15 protein-coding genes are annotated in these 18897 nt (G+C 62.5%); 7 read left to right on the plus strand and 8 right to left on the minus strand.

The annotated features are described in order from the left end of the window. Positions 1-83: 83 nt before the first annotated feature. The 3 genes from RS897_RS38180 to RS897_RS38190 form a co-directional block, all read right to left on the minus strand. A complete protein-coding gene (locus RS897_RS38180) occupies positions 84-902 on the minus strand; it encodes a WecB/TagA/CpsF family glycosyltransferase (RefSeq protein ID WP_315833821.1) in 819 nt (272 codons plus the stop codon). After that, positions 895-3345, minus strand: a complete 2451-nt coding sequence (locus RS897_RS38185) for an exopolysaccharide transport family protein (protein ID WP_315833822.1) — start codon at positions 3343-3345, stop codon at positions 895-897. The genes RS897_RS38180 and RS897_RS38185 overlap by 8 nt, the downstream gene beginning before the upstream one ends. Positions 3346-3559: 214 nt before the next feature. Further along, positions 3560-4375 (minus strand): class I SAM-dependent methyltransferase, encoded by an 816-nt coding sequence (locus RS897_RS38190; RefSeq protein WP_315833823.1) that lies wholly within the window; start codon positions 4373-4375, stop codon positions 3560-3562. 458 nt (positions 4376-4833) lie between these two features. Between RS897_RS38190 and RS897_RS38195 the strand changes: the two genes are divergently transcribed. Further along, positions 4834-5793 carry a glycosyltransferase family 2 protein gene (locus RS897_RS38195; protein ID WP_407654595.1) on the plus strand — a complete coding sequence of 320 codons (960 nt, stop codon included), beginning with the start codon at positions 4834-4836 and terminating at the stop codon, positions 5791-5793. Position 5794: 1 nt separating this feature from the next. On the opposite strand, the gene RS897_RS38200 is transcribed toward RS897_RS38195, so the two are convergent. Continuing rightward, positions 5795-6688, minus strand: coding sequence for a glycosyltransferase (locus RS897_RS38200; RefSeq protein WP_315833824.1), 894 nt, complete (start codon positions 6686-6688; stop codon positions 5795-5797). 575 nt (positions 6689-7263) lie between these two features. On the opposite strand from RS897_RS38200, the gene RS897_RS38205 reads away from it, so the two are divergent. The 3 genes from RS897_RS38205 (at position 7264) to RS897_RS38215 (ending at position 10755) form a co-directional block, all read left to right on the plus strand. Next, positions 7264-8718: a lipopolysaccharide biosynthesis protein gene (locus RS897_RS38205; protein WP_315833825.1), complete on the plus strand. Its 1455-nt coding sequence runs from the start codon at positions 7264-7266 to the stop codon at positions 8716-8718. A 14-nt stretch (positions 8719-8732) separates the two neighbouring features. Beyond that, positions 8733-9632: a glycosyltransferase gene (locus RS897_RS38210; RefSeq protein ID WP_315833826.1), complete on the plus strand. Its 900-nt coding sequence runs from the start codon at positions 8733-8735 to the stop codon at positions 9630-9632. A gap of 148 nt (positions 9633-9780) precedes the next feature. Beyond that, entirely contained in the window at positions 9781-10755 is a 975-nt protein-coding gene (locus tag RS897_RS38215) for a DUF6492 family protein (protein ID WP_315833827.1), read from the plus strand. A gap of 53 nt (positions 10756-10808) precedes the next feature. On the opposite strand, the gene RS897_RS38220 is transcribed toward RS897_RS38215, so the two are convergent. Further along, complete coding sequence (locus tag RS897_RS38220) at positions 10809-12353, minus strand: O-antigen ligase family protein (protein ID WP_315833828.1); 1545 nt, start codon at positions 12351-12353, stop codon at positions 10809-10811. Between RS897_RS38220 and RS897_RS38225 the strand changes: the two genes are divergently transcribed. Together RS897_RS38225 and RS897_RS38230 are read left to right on the plus strand one after the other, a co-directional pair. After that, the gene (locus RS897_RS38225; protein ID WP_315833829.1) at positions 12352-13296 is read left to right on the plus strand and encodes a cupin-like domain-containing protein; all 945 of its coding nucleotides are present in this window, start codon (positions 12352-12354) and stop codon (positions 13294-13296) included. The genes RS897_RS38220 and RS897_RS38225 overlap by 2 nt on opposite strands. Before the next feature lies 1 nt (position 13297). Next, the gene (locus RS897_RS38230) at positions 13298-14473 is read left to right on the plus strand and encodes a GNAT family N-acetyltransferase (protein ID WP_315833830.1); all 1176 of its coding nucleotides are present in this window, start codon (positions 13298-13300) and stop codon (positions 14471-14473) included. Between the two features lie 32 nt (positions 14474-14505). Here the strand turns inward: RS897_RS38230 and RS897_RS38235 are convergent, their stop codons facing one another. From RS897_RS38235 to RS897_RS38245, 3 genes are all read right to left on the minus strand, one after another. Further along, entirely contained in the window at positions 14506-15588 is a 1083-nt protein-coding gene (locus tag RS897_RS38235; protein ID WP_315833831.1) for an endo-1,4-beta-xylanase, read from the minus strand. A 136-nt stretch (positions 15589-15724) separates the two neighbouring features. Continuing rightward, positions 15725-17137 (minus strand): sensor histidine kinase, encoded by a 1413-nt coding sequence (locus tag RS897_RS38240; protein ID WP_315833832.1) that lies wholly within the window; start codon positions 17135-17137, stop codon positions 15725-15727. Beyond that, positions 17134-17808, minus strand: a complete 675-nt coding sequence (locus tag RS897_RS38245) for a response regulator transcription factor (protein WP_315833833.1) — start codon at positions 17806-17808, stop codon at positions 17134-17136. The genes RS897_RS38240 and RS897_RS38245 overlap by 4 nt, the downstream gene beginning before the upstream one ends. Positions 17809-18095: 287 nt before the next feature. Here RS897_RS38245 and RS897_RS38250 point away from each other — a divergent pair, with 287 nt between their 5' ends. Then, positions 18096-18875: an SDR family oxidoreductase gene (locus RS897_RS38250; RefSeq protein ID WP_315833834.1), complete on the plus strand. Its 780-nt coding sequence runs from the start codon at positions 18096-18098 to the stop codon at positions 18873-18875. The last annotated feature ends 22 nt before the right edge of the window (positions 18876-18897 follow it).

Below are 18897 nucleotides of genomic sequence, written 5' to 3' on the forward strand. Positions count from 1 at the left end.
TGAAATCCGATCATGGTTGAAGCAAGCTTGAGCGCCCTCGCCGCTTTAAGCATGACTTTTCGATCAGACTTGAACGGCCGTGTTTAGTGGCGGCGCGTCGAGGCCGGCTCGCCTTCGCCGGCGAACAGCAGATAGATGGCGCGCGGATTGGTGGTCGCATAACGCCAGATCAGGCGCCGCGGCTCCTGCGCGATCCGCCACACCCACTCGAACCCGGTCGCCTGCATCCATTTCGGCGCCCGGGCGCGGGTGCCGGACAGGAAGTTAAACAGGCCGCCGGAGGTCTTGATGACGCCGACGCGATCGAGGCGGCCCGAGAAATCCTGGACGAACTTCTGCTCGCGCGGCACGCCCAATGCGATCCAGAGGATGTCCGGCGCCAGGGCATTGATCTCGTCGATCTTGTCGCTCAACTCCTGGCCATGCAAAAACCCGTGGGAGTGGCCGACGATCTTCAAGCCCGGATGCTGCCGGCGAACATTTTCAACGGCAGCCCGGTTCTCGTCCTCGCTCGCCCCGAACATGTAGAATGTCAGGCCCTGCTCCACCGCCTTCTCGGCAACGACATGAAACAGATCGGTGGTCGCGACCCGCTCCGGCAGCGGCAGCGGCGTGCGCAGGCGCGAGGCCATCACCAAAGGCTGACCATCCGCGCTGATCAGATCAGCGGAGCGGAACAATTGATCCAGATCGGGATCGGTGGAACAGCGCGCCAGCACCTCGCCATTGGCCGAGGTGAGATACAGCGGCCGCCCCCCACCCTTGTGCCGCACGGCGGCATCAATCATGAATTTGGCAGTCTGTTCCATGCCGAGCACGGCCAGCCGCAGGCCACCGAGCGAGATGCGGGGAATGCCGGCAGTTGCAGCACGGCCGATCGAATTCTGACGTCGCTCAAGCATATTCGCGTTCCTGCACTTCATTGGCCCCGTCCAGTTCGTTGAGAACGACGCCCAGTAATTTCCGCTCCGCACCGCTCAGCGCGGCGAGAAGGCCTTCCATCGCCTGATTGATGTCGAGACTCGCGGGCAGCACGGCGAGAAGGCCGTCCGCGACATCCAGCAGGGTTCGATCCCAGGCTGCAAAGGGCGCCGCGGGCCCATCGAGAATGATCAGCCCGCACTCATCGCTTGCGCGCGCGTCGTCGACGATCATCCGCACGGCTTCGGACATGATGGCGGCATCCGCCTGCCTGGAAATCGGTAGCAAGGTGACCCGATTGACGGTTTCGACCGGCGAACACAGCCCGCTCACCGACACCTGGACATCGCCGGGAGCGCCCTGCACGCCGAGCGCTGTGAGACGGCGCGACAGCTCGCCATGAGAGAAGTCCGCATCGATCAGCAGCACATCGATGCCGTCATGAGCCGCCGCCAGCGCAACATTCAGCGCCGCGATCGAACGATCCTCGGTCCGCCCCTGGTCGATCAGCGCCAGCACCGGTGCCTGATGGGACGACGAGCGCCTTGCGGCCGCCACCCGAATCTCGCGCATCGCCTCGGCGAACGGACCCGGAGATCCGCCAATCCGCAGCGTCGGCCATCCCACCCGATTGAGGTCGATCGCGCCATGGCGCGGCGTGTCCGCGTTGCGCCGATAGACGTCGGTGTCACCCAACTGGGTAATGAGCGGCTTGTCCATCAATGCAAGCACAGGCTTCGGCGCGGCCGGCTGCAAGTCTGGAGCCGGCACCCACGGTTGTTCCGGCTCGACCACCGGCGCAGGTGCCACAACCGGCGTGACGACCGGCTCGGCAGCGACCGGCGTCGCAGCGGCTGGAGCAACATCGGTTGGCACAGCGGCAGTGGCTGGTTTCGCGGCAGCTGGTTGCGTAACCGGTGCAGCAGCGGCATCCATTGACGCAACGGGAGCGACGGCCGGTTCTTGAACCCTTGCCTTTGCCGGTGCCGGGGTCATGACCGGCTTCGCCTTCAACCGATCCGCAAGGACAATCAACGCAGCCGATGCAAGAGCCCCAAAGATGAAGCCCAGCATCATCAGCGACGGCATACCCGGCGGGAAGCTGCGCGTCCGTGGCACATTGGCTTCGCCGACAATGCGCGCATTGGAGGTGGTCAGGGTTTCCTGTTCCTCGGTCTCGCGCGAGCGCTTCAGGAACGACTGATAGACGGCGCGATTGGCCTCGACGTCGCGCTCCAGTTCGCGCAGCCGCACCGAAGCCTGGCTCATGTCCACGCTCTGCCGCTTCAGCGCGTCCAGCGAACGCACCAGGCTGTTCTCATACTCGCGCGCCCGGGTCAGGTCGTTCCTGGCCGACTGGGCGAACCGCATCACCTCTTCATTAATGTTCTTCTTCAGGTCGGCGACCTGGGTCTCGATCGACCTGATCGCGGGATGCCGCGATCCAAACTCATTGGCAAGCTCGGCCTGGCGACGGCGGGCTTCCGCATACTGGCCGCGCAGGCTCGCCAGGGTCGGCGACCGCAGGGCTTCGGACGTGGCGCCGCCGTCGGCGGTTGCCGCGATGCCGGCGGTGATCTGGTCGTAACGGGCCTGCGCATCCAGCGTTGCGGCGCGCGCCGATCCAAGCCGGCCGTTGACTTCCGACAGCTGCTGATCGCTGACCAGTGTGTCCTGGGTCCCGACGAAATTGTTCTCAGCCTTGTAGGCGGCAACACGGTTTTCCGATGCGCGCAGGCGCTGCTCGAGCTCCTTCAGGCGGCCCGACAGTTCGGTGGTCGCACGGCGAGCGGATGACGATTGAACCTCGATCGCCTGGGCCAGATAGGCCGCCGCAACCGCATTCGCGAGCATCGCCGCCTTGGCGGGATCGTGGGACCAGACATCGACATCCACGATGAAGGTGCGGTCACTGCGCTTGACGGTGATGTGACGATAGAGCGCTTCGAGTGCCGCCAGGCGAGCCGTGTTGGCCGCGCCCGATTTGGCACCGGAACCGAAGAAACCCATCAGCGACGAGAACAAGCCACCGGCCTGCCCGCCGCCGAACTCGGGATCGGTCTCCAGCTTGGCGCTGTCGATCACCCGGAACAGCACGCTGCTGGAGGTGAGCAGGCGAGCCTGGCTTTCGGCAATCATCGACACACTGGTCGCATCCTGGGTGCGCGGCGCCAGTTCGCGGTCGACCAGCTGCAGTTCGCGCGGGTCGACATAGAGCTGCGCAGTGGCGGTGTATTTCGGTGTCAGGCTCTTACCGATCACGAGCGCCAGGACCGTGCACAGAAGCGCAGCCACCGCGATCCAGGCCAGCCGACGCCACAACAGAGCGGCCATCTCGAGCAGATTGAAGCCGACGGCCCGCAGCGAGCGCTCCGGCTGCGGGTCCATTTTCAAGTCGACGGTGGGGTGATCGTAGGCCAGCATCAGAAACGCGCCTCCGTACGCACCGATCTGGCAGCGATCCGACGCGCGGCGACACCTCGCCTCGCGGAACAATCACACATCGACATTGCCGGACCCTTACGCATTTACCAACTCTTAACCTTACTGATCCCTTAAGCTTTGACTAAAAAGACGAAGAAACGGTTTAAATACCGCCGCTTCTCAACGCTTTACCTATGTTGTGGTGTCGCATCCCTCAGCTCCTGCGCAGCACGAGGTGATAGTCGCCGCGACGCACATCACTCTTGCTGAAGATGTTCAGGATTGCCGCGCCGGCATCGATGATGGCCCCGAGCCACGGCTTGCTATCGCGCAATTCGCCGTACCGCGGACTCTCGTAGGTCCGCTCGAACAGCACTTCCAGACCCTGCCCGCGCGCAAACGCCTTGAGGTGATCGAGCCACACCAGCGGATGATAACAGACCGGGAACGGCGCGTGGCCCGGCTGGCCTGCATCCTTTATGCCCCGGATATGCCGGTAGTACCAGACGTGGAACCAGTGCGGCGAAAACCTGGTCACCACGCCTGACAGCGACGCCGGATTCGGTGCGCCGATCAGGATGACGCCACCACGACGCAACGATTCACTGAAACGCCGCAACGCGGCTTCGACATCGGGAAGATGTTCGATCACATTGTAGCAGATCACCAGATCGAAACAGTCGTGCGGAAAGCGATGAGTCTGGATATCGGCCAGGATCTTGTGCTGAGCGTAATCATTATTCGCCAGCTGATCCTTGTCGATGTCAACCACCGTCACGTCGGCGCGCCGGAGAAGCGATGGCGGCAGGAAGCAGGTCGATCCACCGCCGGCCTCGTAGATGGCAAGCGTCGGTTGAGCGAGCGCATTGTTCAACACCGCATGAACGGCGCGCAGGCTCTCCTTCGCATCGCCGTCCGGCAAGTCCAGCAAGGCTTGCGGTTGATCGGCGATCTCTGTCGTCGGCGCATCCGCCTGCGGCTGCAACCCCTGCCGCAGCGACGACATTCGGTAGGAAGGCATCATATCCATACTCAATCCGGTTCCTGATAACCGCTGGCCCCTTTGCCAAGCGAGACGATGGTTGCGTCTCGATCTGAAGCATGTGGCCCCGTCACCTCAGGGTATCAGCAAGAACGGTGCCGGATAAGGAAACCGCCGACGTAAGTGGTCTTCGCAATTCGTTAACCATTCGCCGCGCGGCGGCCGTCAACATCAACAGGCGATTTCTCCCGGGAGAGTTGCTGTTTCCGCCGTCACGGATGCCGCTGTTCGCATTCGTTACAAGCGATCCTTCGACGGTAAGCAAATATTGGCCCGGAACTGGCATCGTCGGCGTCATGAGCAATCCATCTGACATCGATCAGCCGTCAGTGTCCCGTCCTGAGACAACCTTGTCGCCGAACGTGGACACACTTTGGCACACGCCCGACACCGAGGTGTTCCATCCTTCGGGCTTCGCGCGCGATGTCGTCGCCAGGTCCAGGACGCTGGACGTCGCGGTGGACGCCGTCGTGTGCATCCCGACATTCCGGCGGCCGGAGCACCTGCGCCTGACGCTCAGTTCAATCGCGGCGCAATTGACGCAACGTCGGTTCGCCGTCGTCATTGTCGAGAACGACGCGGCGCAACGCGGCAGTATTCCCGAAGCGATACGCTTCTTTACGGAACATTCCATCCCCGGCCTTTGTGTCGTCGAGACACGCCAGGGCAACTGCCAAGCCATCAATGCGGCGTTCGAAACCGCCCGGGCGGTGTTTCCGAGCGCGACGAAATTCCTGATGATCGACGACGATGAAATCGCATCGCGACACTGGCTGGAGCGGATGGCCGGTGCATCGGAGGCAATGGACGCGGACATCGTCGGCGGCCCCGTGCTGCCGCAGTTCATCGATCACGAAGACGATTACCTCGCCGAGCACCCTGCGTTCCGGCCGGCCTATGCCGCAACCGGTCCGGTCTCGATGATCTATGGCAGCGGCAATTGTCTGATCCAGCGCCGTGCGTTCGAGCGCCTGGCCTCTCCGTCCTTCGACCTTCGGTTCAACTTTCTTGGTGGCGGCGATACCGATTTTTTCATGCGTTGCCGCCGGCAGGGCATGACATTCCACTGGACGGCAGACGCCGTCATCGTCGAAACGGTCCCGCAAAGCCGCACCACCCTGAAATGGCTGATGTCACGCGGACTGCGGATCGGGGCCATCAACTATCATGCCCAATCCAAGGGAGCCCGAACCACGGCCTCGGTCCTGAAGCTATGGACCAAGCTTATCGCATTGCTGCCGCTCTCCGTGGCCCGCGCCGGCGTGCTTGCGGCCCGGAAGGCACCGGCCGCCATTGCGCTGCATCCGATGATGGTGGCGATCGGCGGCGTGCTGGCCGCGCTCGGAATCGAGCAGCAACCCTACAAGGGTTCGGCGGTGGCGCGGGAGCGCCTCAGCCTGTCCTGACTCAGGACTGGGCCATCATGAGGCTGGCCGCGATCTCGTAATATTCTCGCGCGCGCAGTTCCAACGTCATGTTATCGAGAATGTATTGCCGCGGCTGGAATGCTCCCGCCGCGTTGCGCTCGCGGAATTGCGGCCAGGCCGCCTCGAACGCCTGGTAATCGGAAAACGCCATGCCGCAGCGATCGTCCCAGTACGGGATCGATGTCACCGGGCCATATTTGACGCGATCGGGGAAGAAATTTTTATCCTGCCAGAACCCGCTGGGATTCCACGCCAGGATCGGCACCCCAGACGACAACGCCTGCTGGTAGGCAATCCCCTGACTTTCATTCTGACACAGGAAGATCATGGCGCGACTGGACGCCAGCGCGGCCCGATAATCCTCTTCCTGGTAGGATCCGTAGCGAATCTCGGTGACCGCGCATCCGGCTTTTTTCAGATAGGCGCGGATCGGCTGGACCAGATCGGCGACATGACTGTCACGATTCCAGTGCACCTTGTCATACAGCAGGACATCGACTGACTTTCCCTGCTGCGACGGACACCATCGATCCGTATCGATTCCAACCGGCCAGGCCTGGGTGTTCGGCCAATAGGACCGGAACATGTCGGCGACCCACTCGCCGGGAACCAGAATCTTGCGGACATCGCGCCGCTGCAGCAGCGTCGGGTCCTGCAGCGGATGATCGTATCCGGCGACACCGATCATCAGTGGATTTTTCCACTTGATCTTGTCGAACACAAACGACCGGCCGATGATGCAGGCCAGCTCATTCGGATGTTTTCGGATGTAATCGTAGTCATTCACACGATAACGAATGCCGAGCCTGTCCAGGCCGGCACAGAGATTGAGGAAGACCCGGACCTGACCACTGGGCTGTGGCTTGCCGAGCACCAGGCGCCGAACGAACGTCCTGACATAGCGATCCCCGGGCAGCCACCGGTCGTCCTTATCTTCAAAGAAAAGATTAAGGATGAGGCGCCGATCGGCTCGCGTAAGATTTGCTCCAGAATGCACCGCCGATAACTCCGGACGTATCAGGGTTGGTGAGGCAATCTGAGACAGGTTTTGAACATGGGCATAACGCAGATGCTGAAACAACCGGACTCTCGTTCTGAATGCCGGTTTTAGCCCGAAAATTCTTTATTTTATCTTCGCACCTGCCACCCAATTATCTGGCAAGCGTCTTGCTCACAAAGACACGGTATGCCCCATTTCGAAACGACTTTCGATCCACCCGAAAAGCCAGTGACGCAGAAAAGACCGACCTTGTCTGAAGCCTACCTTAACGATATTGCAGAAAAGCGCCGTCGGACCTCCGGCTTTCGGCCGGCGACGATCTATGGTCGGACCGCGCCCCAGACACGTGCAGCACGCCAAGCCTGCGCAACACCAGGAAACAAATCGCGGCTCGATCGATCCGGGGGCGCATCCTACGGTCCGTCGCTGATCTTGTCCCGAGCGTCCGCATGCTGAACCGGCATTTCTCCATCTATCTCGGCGCACACCTGGTGCCGGCGGTGATCGGATTCTTCGCGATCACCATCTACACCAGGCTGCTGAACCCGCACGAATACGGTGTCTATGTCATCGGCATGGGCGTCGCCGGGATTCTGGGCGCGGTCTGCTTTGCCTGGATCCGGCTATCGGTGGCGCGCTATCAGGCGACCTCAGCCGATGTCGACTTCCGAGGCACGGCACTGCTCGCATTCGGCCTCACGATCTTCGCGATCTCGAGCCTTGCGCCCGCGGCTCTGCTGCTGTTCCAGTTCGACGTCAGCATCGACGTCATGATCGCCAGCATTTTTGTAGCTGTGGCAGTCGGCGCCTTCGATATCTCGCAGGAATTTCAGCGCGCCACCTTGCGGCCGATGCGGTTTGCCGTGATTGCGGTGGCGCGAAGCGCCCTCACTTTGATCTTCGGCGTGCTCGCAATCCACTTCGGTTACGGCGGTTTCGGCTTGATCATGGCGCTCGCCTCCGGCGCGCTGATCTGCGCCGTTCTGAACATGGCCGGCAGCAGCCGTGGCATGTCCAGATGGCAAGGCGACCAACTCAAGCAGTTCGCCCGTTACGGACTTCCATTGTCGATCGGCGGCCTCTCGAACGCCATTTACACCACCAGCGATCGCCTGATCGTCGCCTATCTGCTCGGAGAGGGCGCCACCGGACTGTTCGGCGTCGCCGCGGACCTGCCGCGACAATTCCTGGTGATGCTGGGATCGAGCGTCGCCGCCGCGACGGTCCCGATCCTGTTCCGGACCCTGGCCAAGGACGGACGGGCCGCGACGCGGGAACGGTTGAACGACAATGCCGAGCTGCTGCTCGCCGTCGTCTGCCCGGTGGTGGTCTGGCTTGCGCTGGCGGCCGACCAGGTCGCAGGAACATTCGTCGGCCCGGAATTTCGCGACAGCGTATCGTTGCTGCTGCCGGTGCTGGCGCTGGCGCGACTCTGCGGCGTGATCAACCAATTCTACGTCCAGATCAGTTTCCAGCTCGCCGAGCGGCCGCTGCTGTTGCTGCTCCAGGCCTGCTTCACTATGCTGATCAGCATCGCAGCGATGTTCCCGCTGATCCTGTATTTCGGCCTGCTCGGCGCCGCGCTGGCAACCCTGTTCGCGGAGGCCGTCGGCCTCGTCCTCGCCATCTATCTGGCCCGCCTGGCCTTCCCGGTTCCGTTCGACATCCGCCGGCTTCGTGGTGTGCTCGCGGCCACGCTCGCGATGGCCGGTGCAATCTCGCTCGCCAGGATGAGCATCAACGGCACGGGATTTATCTCGCTGGCGGCCGTCAGCGTGATCGGAGGCACGGCCTACGCCACGGCCATCTGGTGCTTTGACGTCGCACGCGTGAAGACGCTTACCCTCACCGCGCTTCGCCGACACCGGCTGCTGGTTCCCGCCCTCGCCGACCGCAAGATCTGAGAGGCACAGTTACGATGTCGGTCTCGGTTGTGATGCCCGCCAAGAACGCCGCCGCCTATATTGGCGAAGCCATCACAAGCGTGCTCACGCAAGGGAACCACCTGCACGAATTGATCGTTGTCGATGACGGCTCGAGCGATAACACCATCGCAATTGTGCGCGGCTTCGATGATCCCAGAATCCGTCTGCTGACCAACGCCGGCACGGGCGTCTCCTCGGCCCGCAATGCCGGCGCACGATCGGCGACCGCCGATTGGCTGATGTTCCTGGATGCCGATGATCGCCTGCGCATCAACGCCCTGGAGATCCTCGTGGGCGCGACGACAACGCGGCCGGACGCCGTGGCGATATACGGCGACTATGACCGGATCGATGGCAATGGCCGGCCGATCGGCAAGCGAAGCCTGCTGCGATATCGGCAGAAGCCTTCGGGCAACGTGCTCGAAAGGCTGGTGGCCGGAAACTTCATCGTCAATGGCGGCATCATGATCGCTCGTTCCAGCGCCTTCGCCGCGGTCGGCGGGTTCGATGAAGCTTTGCGTTATTGCGAAGACTGGCATTGCTGGTGCCGGCTTGCTGCGCTCGGCGAACTCCACTTTGTGCCTGGCTGCCTGATGGACTATCGCGTTCACGGCACCAACACCATGAGTGCGGCGCGCACAGCACAGGACTTCATGCCGGCCGTCGAACGCATCTTCAACGATCGGCTGATTTCACCCCGCCTCCCGGCCCAACGCGTGCCGACGCTTCGCCGCATGGCGGAAGTTCATCTGATGATCTATGCGGCGGCACAAGCCGTCCGTTTCGGCAGATACGCGGCGGCGCTGTCTTACGTATCGATGATCGGACGGACATCCCCGTCTGCGGTGCCTCGCGCCATCACCACGGTCGGCCTGGCCTATTTCGGAACATGAGGCGGCAAGCTGCATCCGGCGGCCTGGGCATACGACGTTGCACCGCACAGGCATGCCGCTTGCAGGAGTTCCAATGCAGATTGGCTGCAGTCCCAATCCCGGGCATTCACGTACCGGACTGGTTCATCTCAATCACGAGCGAGACGGTATGACCAAACCAGGCCTTACAACCAAGCCAAGCCTTGTCGCCGAACAAGGCCTTGTCAGCAAGCGAGCCCCTGGGACCGTATCTCTGATCACGCCGAGCCATCGCAAGGATCTCGAGCGTGCCACCTTGCTGATCGAGAGTATCGACCGCTACGTCACGTCGTTTGAGCGGCATTATGTCATCGTCCACGACGAAGACCTCGATATCTTCAAAAAATTCCATGGCGGACGCCGGGTGGTGCTGCCTGTCTCGCAATTCCTGCCACCATGGCTGCACCAGATTCCGCATCTGCGCTGGCGTGGCCGGTCCTACTGGTGCTCGTTCCGCGCCAAACCCGTCAGCGGCTGGCATACGCAGCAGCTGGTGAAGATCAAGGCGGCCGCGTCACTGCCTGAGGATCGCTATTTCCTGATCGATTCCGACAACGTTTTCTTTCGCGATTTCGATGTCTCGACGGTGGCAACCCCGAACGCACTGCCCGTGCATATCTACCGGGACGGCGTCACCACCAACCATACACTTCATGTGGATTGGGTCCACGCAACCCACCAGTTGCTTGGGCTGGAAGAGCCCACTTTTCCGACCGACGACTACATCGATCAGATCATCGTATGGGATAAATCGACCGTCAACGCGATGATCGCGCGGATCGAAGCGGTGAGCAGCCGTGACTGGGATGAAGCCCTGTGCCGTGTCCGCAAAATCTCGGAATACACGATCTATGGAATCTTCACCATGCGCGACATCGCGACCAAGCCGCCATTCGCGATCACGACCGACAGTTTCAGCCTCACCGAATGGGGGTCAACGCTCCTGAGCAAAGCGGATATTCTCGCCATGCTGGATTCCACCACCCATGAAGTCGCGATCTGCATTCAGTCGTACAACCCGACATCTCTCGCGACCATTCGTGAAAGCCTCAATGAGTTCCATGCCCGCAACGAGCAATCGCCACGGCGGCTGGAGGCCGTTTGATCGATACAGCCCACGCAAAACGGTGTGCCGTGCAGCGTGCGGTGGCAGCGCGTTCAACGGGGCTTGAATCTGGAGAGATAATGTAACCCCGCCACGGCGACCAGGAAGATGAACCAGGTCGGATTTTGCCGCTCGAGAATGAACGTCTCCGTGGTCGCGAGATAAATACCGAACAGCCATATCACTAGAAACAGCCGGGCCAGCGGTCCGTTCTGTCCCTGCGCCTGGATCCTGTGAAAATTGTTAAGGGGCACCCAGACGAAAATCAGAAGTCCCAGGATCATCCCCGGCACGCCGATGTTCAGCGCGAGCTCGATATAGCTGTTATGGCTGTGGGAGGCTTCAACCGCCCACTCAGATCCCTGAGCCGCGATCCTGTCGGAGGCGTTGTCCCAGAAAACAGCGAAGCCGTGGCCAAAGATCGGCTTTTCCCAGACCCCATCCAGGGCAACCCCCCAGACGTCGGTTCGACCGGTAAAGGTCGCGTCGATTGGCAGCTGCGCGGTGATGCTCTTGAGGGCGTCGCTCATGACCGTGCCGACGGTCAGGCAGGTCATCGCGATCAGCGGCACGAAGCAGACGACGCGCTTGAGCCAAAGCCCCTTCGTCGCATTGGCGACCTGAGCGAGAGCAAGCATCACGAGGCAGAGCCCGCCCGCGCTTTTTCCTCCGGCAAACACCAGGAAGACGCCGGCGAGGACCACGATCACGGGCCCGGCCAGGACCGCGCCGGCAAACGTCAGATAGATCCCGATATATGCCAATATCACCATCGTCGGCGCGGCGACGTTCTTGTGAGAGAACGTTCCTCGCCAATCCCCGGCCAACTGCGGTTCGACGATATCGTGGACGCTGTGGATCGCCAGATCGGGAACGATCAGCAGGCCCAGATAGCACAGGGCAAGCAGGGCCAGCGCCGCCGTACCGAGACATGTGTTGAAGTGACGTTGCGTCGGCGGCAGCAGCGGCGTCATCATGGCCAACGCCATGATGCTGGCGGTCAGGGTAAACCGCTGCAGCGAGACCCCCGGGCTCTCGGACATCACGATATTGACGGCCATCCAGCCGGCGAAGCAAAGATACAGCGGCGTCCACAGTGTCTTGAGAGCGGGAGCGTTGTCATGGATCGACAGCGCGACCGCGGCGATCGCAAGCAGCCCGAACGCAATATAGGTCACCGCCAGCTGTCCCGAGACCGCGTCGCGTGCATCCAGATTCCCGAGATAAGGGAACGGTGCCAACGTGACCCAGATGCACAGCAGTCCGGCGACAACCGTCAGACAGCGGCCGGCGACGAGGACATTGACGGTCCTCAGCCGATCCTGGACAGCGCCCGCAAGGGCCAGTTGACGAATGCCGATCATGGACTTGGCGAGAACATGGTTAAGAAAACCTGATGGGAAGCCCGTTTGGTCTGCATCAGGAGGAAAACCGCTTCCTCCCCGATACAGCCAACACGTTAGTGTCCCGTAAGCGGGCAGGACGAATGTACCGGCATCACTCTTGCAAAACAGAGGCCAGAGCCTTCGTCGGCGTCTCACAATGAGACATCGAGAGCACAAACGGATCGCAAGAAACAACGGCAGGAGCGTCGACATGGACAACAAGGACATGGACAACAAGCACGTTTTCACCGCCTGGGACGACACGCACTCGTCATTGTGGGGCAACCAGCCGATCCGCCTGGACCACCGGCTGCATCAATCCGCGCTGTTTTCCCGTGACCAGCTCGCCAGGCTGATCGAAACCTATCCGCGTGAGCATTACAGCCTGGTCCACACCGGCGCGCGGGAAAGCCGACGGTTGTGGCGCGAAGGTGAAATCGGCAATCTGTCCGGCAACCAGGTGATCGACGCGATCTCCCGCGGCCGGCTCTGGCTCAATCTGCGCAATGTCACCGGTGTCGACACGCGTTATCGCGACGTGGTCGACCAGATGTTTGAAGAGATCGCGGCGAAGGTGCCCGGATTCACCGCCCCCACCCACGAGGCCGGCATCCTGATTTCATCCCCGGATGCGCAGGTCTATTATCATGCCGACATGCCCGGTCAGGGCCTGATCCAGATCGCGGGCCGCAAGCGGGTTTATCTCTATCCAGCTTCCGCGCCGTTCATCACGCCGCAACAGCTCGAGGACATCGCGTTGTTCGATGTCGAAGTCGATATGCCCTATGCCGACTGGTATGACCGACACGCCATCGTGTTCGACCTCGAACCGGGACAGATGCTGAACTGGCCGCTGAATGCGCCTCATCGCGTCGAGAACCTCAGCACGGTCAACATCTCGATGACGGTGTCCTACGTCAATCAGGACATCCGCCGCGCCCAGATGGTGCATCTCGCCAACGGCCTGCTGCGCCATCGCTTCGGTTATCAACCCAAGAGTCGCGCCATCAAGGGCGCCTCGTTCTGGAGCAAGGCGGTTCTGCAAAAGCTGCTGCGCAACAGTGCGTGGGTCAAAAAGGAGCGCAGTGCGCGCCGTCCCATCGATTTCAAGCTGGATGCGCATCAGCCCGGACACATCCTCGACCTCGCGGCCTGACATGTCCCTTGTGATGCCCCACATCGTTCAGGCGATGCCGTCGCGACAGCCGGCGACGGCGTTCCTGGTCGACGTCAGCTCCGACTGGCAATCGCCGGCATGGAACACCATGATCGCCCAGGGGCGCGCACTTCCGTTCCAGCATACCGGCTGGCTCGAGGCCTGGTACGCGGCCTTTGCACGGACCTCCCATCTCGAGCCGCTGATCGTCACGATCCGGGACCGTGAGACCGGAGAACTGGCGCTGGCGCTGCCATTGATCGTGCGCAACGAGCGTGGCCTGCGGGTGGCCGAGTTCGCGGATCTCAATCTCACCGACTACAACGCGCCGGTGCTCGGCCCGGCCGCACCGCGCGACCCCGAAGCTGCCGAACATCTGTGGCGTGCGCTTTGCGCCGCGCTCGACGGCATCGATCTCATTCGTTTCAAGAAAATGCCCGTTGCGATCGGCGACCGGCCGAATCCGCTGGCGCTGATTGCCGGCACTCATCCCTGCCAGGTCAACGGCAACCTGGTCACGACCGGTGACGACTTCGACGCCTATCGTTTTTCGCTGGAACGCACGGTGCGCAAGGAGCTGGAGCGCAGCTGGCGGGTTTTCACCCGTCATCCCGAAGCCGGCTTTCGCGCTGTTACCGACACCGACGAAGCTTTGCGCCTGCTCGCCGTGCTGGAGACCCAGCAAAGCACCCGGATGCACGATCTCGGCCAGACCTATCTGCTGAACGAGGACACGTCGGCATCGTTCTATCGCAATCTCATCGTCGCGGGCCTGCATGACGGCTCCACCGTGATGACGGCATTGACCTGCGGCGACGAGATCGTCGCAACACTGCTCGGCGTCAGGAGCGAGCAGCACTACATCATGATCCGGATCAGCAATGCCGGCGCCCAGTGGTCGAACTGCTCTCCGGGCCGGCTGATCATCGCGCAAACGATGGCTCACCTGCACGCCCAGGGCGTTCGCCTGTTCGATTTCAGCATTGGCAACTACGCCTACAAGCGCCGCTTCGACGTTGCCCCTGTTGCTCTGGTCGACAAGACAGCGGCGCTGGGCTGGCGCGGATTACCCAACATCGCCCGTGAAGGTGCGATCCAGTGGCTGCGCCGTCATCCCGCGCTGGACGAGCGCATGCGTCGGGCGTTTGGAAAAGTGCTTCACACCCGCGAGGCCTGAGCGTTTTTGATCGACTCAGGCAGTCGCGGCGATCAGGCGGCGCGCCGACGGTAGCGATCGATCACCGCCATCAGCGGCTTCGGCTTCATGGCATCGTCGAGCGGCAGCGGCCGGTTCAGCCGTCCATCCGCACGCTTGTTGTAAGTCGGAACCCATGTGTACCGGTCGCTCAGCCCCCAGGTGATGATGGTTTCCGGCCGGCAGGCGGCAAACACGGCTTCCAGAAAATCGTCGGCCTTCGCCGCCACCGCGGCGTCCCTCGCCTGCTCCGGTCCCGGCAAGGTGTCGTCGATCACATCGAGTTCAGTGATGAGGATCTTCAGGCCCCATCCCTTCAGTTCCGATACGAACGCCTGCAGCCCGTCGCGGTCGATGGCGCGATCGGCATAGAGATGGGCCTGCAATCCGACCGCATGAAGCGGCACATTGCGATCCAGCAGCCTGCGCACGATATGACGCAGGGCATCGCGGCGCGCCCGGAAGCGCGCGCCGACATATTCAATATCGTATTCGTTCAGCACCAGCATCGCTTTCGGATCCGCCGCTGCCGCGGCGCGAAACGCGATCGGGATATAGTCCTCTTCCAGAAACCGCGACCAGACGAACGGGCGCAGATCCGTGACCCCCACAGGTTTGTCCGGGATCGGCTCGTTCACCACATCCCATGACGACACGAGGCCGCGATAACGCGACACCACCGTGTGGATATGGCCCGTCAGCTCCCGCTCGGCCTCCGCGGCGGTCGAGATGGTGTTGACCCATTCCGGCATTGCGCCATACCAGGCGAGCGTATGGCCGCGCAGAGCGAGATGGTGCTGTCGTGCGAAATCGGCAATGCGATCGGCGTTCTCGAAATGATACTCGCCCCGGTTGCGGTGCAGATCGTCCCATTTCATTTCGCTTTCCGGAACGATGACCTGGCAATAGGTCGCGACGGCGGCCCGGTACGCGGGGTCATCCTGCAGCGCGTAGGACGAGATCGCGGCGCCATATGGCACCTCTGACGTCGGCCCGGCGGCCGGAGCGGCTACGCCGGATCCCTGCCACATGGCCTCCGCTGCGGTGCCGGCGAGCAGACCAAGAGCCGCACGTCGGGTGAGAAAGCTGTCTGTCATCGCGCACCTGTCTCGAACCGGGACTGTCCCGTCCAACGATCACGTGCTGCAATATCGATGCCCAGATATCGATACCTTCGCGGCCTGCCCGAGCGCAAACATGGTTAACGCTGGGTTAAGACATGTCCGGGCCGGGTCAATTGCCGCGGGCGGTGCGCTTCGAGGCGGCCCCATCATCCTGATCATCGCGAACGAGCGGAAACGCCATCCGGAAGCAAGCGCCTTTCGACGTCTCGCCGAGCACCACAATGCGGCCGTTGTGACGACGAACGATCTCCCGCACGATATTGAGCCCCAGGCCCACGCCGCGATTCTGAGCCTGCAGCCGATGAAACGGCTCGAAGATCTGTTCACGGTGCTCCGGCCGAATGCCCGGGCCTTCGTCGGACACAGCGATCGCTCCGGATTTTTCGACCGCCACGCTGATGGTGCCCTTGCGGCCGCCATGGGCGATGGCGTTCTGGACGAGGTTGATCAACGCCCGTTCCAGCGACGCCTGATCGCCAAGCACGGTGATGACAGGCGCTTCTGCAGCGAACGACACCTCGTAACCCGCAGCGATCGCAAGCGGTGCGAGATCGGAGGCCACCCGTCGCGCGAGGTCGACCAGGTCGACCCGCCCCATCTCATCCGGATGCAGATCGAGACGCTGCAGGTCGAGCAGTTGCTCGGCCAGAGTTGCCAACCGCGAGACATCCTCCAGCAGCCGGCTTTTATCGGCGCCATCGGGGAACGATTCCAGCCGGGTCTGCACGATCGCAACCGGTGTCCGCAGTTCGTGGGCCGCATCAGTCAAAAAACGCTTATGCCGCTCATAACCGTGATCGAGCCGGCGCAGGGCGCCGTTGAAAGCCGTGACCAGCGGCCCGATCTCCAAGGGAACGTTCTGCAGCGACACCCGCGCCCCTCGCCGATCGATATCGACACGTCCGGCTTCCGACGCCGCCTCGTCGAGGCCGGCAAGCGCACGGCGAACCACGGCCGGCGTCGCGAACAGCGTTGCGAGTGTCATGAGAAGCAGGCACGGCAAGCCGATCACCGCAAAGATCAAGGCCGCGGCCAGCGCCGCCTTGCCCGCCGGCATCGCCCCTTGCGTCGCCGTCAGGATTTGCACACTCCCCGCCGCCGTATCCACCCGCTTGAAACGCGCGGCAAACCGTTTGGGATCGTCGCTGATCTGCCATCCCAGCCGCCCCTGATTGATGTGATCCAGTGAATGGCCGATGCGCGCGAAGTCCGGCGGCACCGCCCCCTCCGACAGGAGATATCCCTGTGCATCCGTGACAACGAACCAGAGGTCAGGCACATCCGCGCGCACCCTGGCAAGTTGCGGCGTCTGGCGCAGCATCAATCCGCCGTCGGCGCCGCGCTCCACCGCCTTCTGCACCACCTCGATGGCATAATCCTCGTCCCGGTCATCGATCAGATAACCGGATGCCCACAGGGCGCCGACCACCAGCAGCACCAGCAGCGTCAGCAGGATCGCCTGCAGGGCAACCAGCCGTCCGACCAGGCGCGATTTGAGGGACCGCAGCGGAGGCGCGGTCATGGCACGTGCTTCATGAGATAACCGATGCCGCGAATGGCATGGATTTCGAGGCCTGCTTCCGTATCGATCAATTTGCGGCGCAGCCGGGAGATGTGGGTGTCCAGCGCATTCGACTGGATTTCATCGTCGAAGCTGTAGACCGCCTCCTCCAGCGATGAGCGCTGCACGGTCCGGCCGATCCGGCGCAGCAGCGTCTCCAGCACCAGCAATTCCCGCCGCGGCAGATTGAGCGGTTCGCCGGCAACCGACGCAACGCGGTTGTCGAAATCGAAGGTCAGCCGCCCGGCCTGCACCAGATCCGACACCACATCCGCCGGCCGGCGCAGCACCGCGCGCAGCCGCGCGAGCAGTTCCTCGATCGCGAACGGTTTTGCCAGGTAGTCATCGGCGCCGACATTGAGGCCGGCGACGCGATCGGCAAGGTCGCCGCGCGCGGTCAGGACGATGACGGGAATGCCGGTCCGCTTCGCCCGCAATACCGGAATGAGCTGCAGGCCGTCGCCATCGGGCAGCTGGCGGTCGAGCAGGATCGCGGCATACACGTCGGACGAGACCGCCTCGGTTGCATCAACCAGGGTCGAGACATGATCGACGACGATGTCATAACGCTTGAGAGCGGCGGACAATGCCGCCGCCATTTCAGGCTCGTCCTCGACCAGTAGAATACGCAATTTGGTGCACTGCCGTTTTGATCCGCGGACAGACCTTTCACATTCGCATTACGGTAACATTGCGGAGTGGACATTTCGACCTCGCGGCGGCAAAGTCCGCGAAATTGTCAACCTGGATTTCAAACACGATCTGGCAAAACCCGGAAAAAAGCGGGCCCGGCCAGCGGGCCATGAGCTATCCCACCTGCCCAAATCTCGAATGTCCAGCACCCGAACTCCGGGTATGCCGACCCCCCGGCCTCCGAACGTCACGGCAACCATGCCGCCAGCACTCAGGACCTCAAACCATGGATCTCCATCTGCGCGGTCAACGCATCCTCATCACCGGCGCATCCAAGGGAATAGGCGCGGCCGCGGCGGAAACGTTCGCCGAGGAAGGCTGCCATTTGCACCTGGCCGCGCGCAATGCGGACGCGCTCGAAGCCCTCGCGCAGCGCTTGCGCAAGGCCCACGGCGTCGAGATTTCCACCCATGCCGTCGATCTGCGGCAGTCGGACCAGTTGGCCAAACTGGCTGATGCCGCCGCCGACATCGACGTGCTCGTCAACAACGCCGGCGATATCCCCGGCGGCTCGCTCGACAAGATCGACGAGCAGACGTGGCGGCATGCGTGGGATCTGAAAGTGTTCGGTTACATCAACCTGACCCGGCTGGTCTACGCCCGGATGAAGCAGCGCGGCCACGGCGTCATCGTCAATGACATCGGCGCCGCCGGCGAATGGTTCGATGCCAATTATATCACCGGCAGCGCGGGCAACGCCGCTCTGATGGCATTCACCCGCGCGCTCGGTGGTCAGAGCCTGAAGGACAACATCCGCGTCGTCGGCATCAACCCGGGTCCGGTGGCAACCGATCGCTCCATTGCCTTGTCGAAGCGGCGGGCGCTCGATCGCTTCGGCGACGAAGGCCGTTATCAGGAGATCATGGCCGACTTTCCACTGGGACGCGCGGCCAAGCCGCGCGAGATCGCCGACATGATGGCTTTCCTGGCCTCGGAGCGGTCCGGCTACACCAGCGGCGTGATCATGACCATCGACGGCGGCCTCACCGCCAGCGGCCGACGCTGAAACAGACCTGAAGGACAATCCC

It is taken from the genome of Bradyrhizobium prioriisuperbiae, assembly GCF_032397745.1.
Taxonomy (GTDB): Bacteria; Pseudomonadota; Alphaproteobacteria; order Rhizobiales; family Xanthobacteraceae; genus Bradyrhizobium_A; species Bradyrhizobium_A prioriisuperbiae.

What these genes read in the sequence shown, in the direction of transcription:
- RS897_RS38235 (WP_315833831.1), bottom strand. Translation starts at nt 15,588, where the DNA reads ATGACAGACAGCTTTCTCACCCGACGTGCGGCTCTTGGTCTGCTCGCC.
- RS897_RS38205 (WP_315833825.1), top strand. Translation starts at nt 7,264, where the DNA reads ATGCTGAACCGGCATTTCTCCATCTATCTCGGCGCACACCTGGTGCCG.
- RS897_RS38180 (WP_315833821.1), bottom strand. Translation starts at nt 902, where the DNA reads ATGCTTGAGCGACGTCAGAATTCGATCGGCCGTGCTGCAACTGCCGGC.
- RS897_RS38185 (WP_315833822.1), bottom strand. Translation starts at nt 3,345, where the DNA reads ATGCTGGCCTACGATCACCCCACCGTCGACTTGAAAATGGACCCGCAG.
- RS897_RS38250 (WP_315833834.1), top strand. Translation starts at nt 18,096, where the DNA reads ATGGATCTCCATCTGCGCGGTCAACGCATCCTCATCACCGGCGCATCC.
- RS897_RS38215 (WP_315833827.1), top strand. Translation starts at nt 9,781, where the DNA reads ATGACCAAACCAGGCCTTACAACCAAGCCAAGCCTTGTCGCCGAACAA.
- RS897_RS38190 (WP_315833823.1), bottom strand. Translation starts at nt 4,375, where the DNA reads ATGGATATGATGCCTTCCTACCGAATGTCGTCGCTGCGGCAGGGGTTG.
- RS897_RS38225 (WP_315833829.1), top strand. Translation starts at nt 12,352, where the DNA reads ATGGACAACAAGGACATGGACAACAAGCACGTTTTCACCGCCTGGGAC.
- RS897_RS38220 (WP_315833828.1), bottom strand. Translation starts at nt 12,353, where the DNA reads ATGTCGACGCTCCTGCCGTTGTTTCTTGCGATCCGTTTGTGCTCTCGA.
- RS897_RS38230 (WP_315833830.1), top strand. Translation starts at nt 13,298, where the DNA reads ATGTCCCTTGTGATGCCCCACATCGTTCAGGCGATGCCGTCGCGACAG.
- RS897_RS38210 (WP_315833826.1), top strand. Translation starts at nt 8,733, where the DNA reads ATGTCGGTCTCGGTTGTGATGCCCGCCAAGAACGCCGCCGCCTATATT.
- RS897_RS38240 (WP_315833832.1), bottom strand. Translation starts at nt 17,137, where the DNA reads ATGACCGCGCCTCCGCTGCGGTCCCTCAAATCGCGCCTGGTCGGACGG.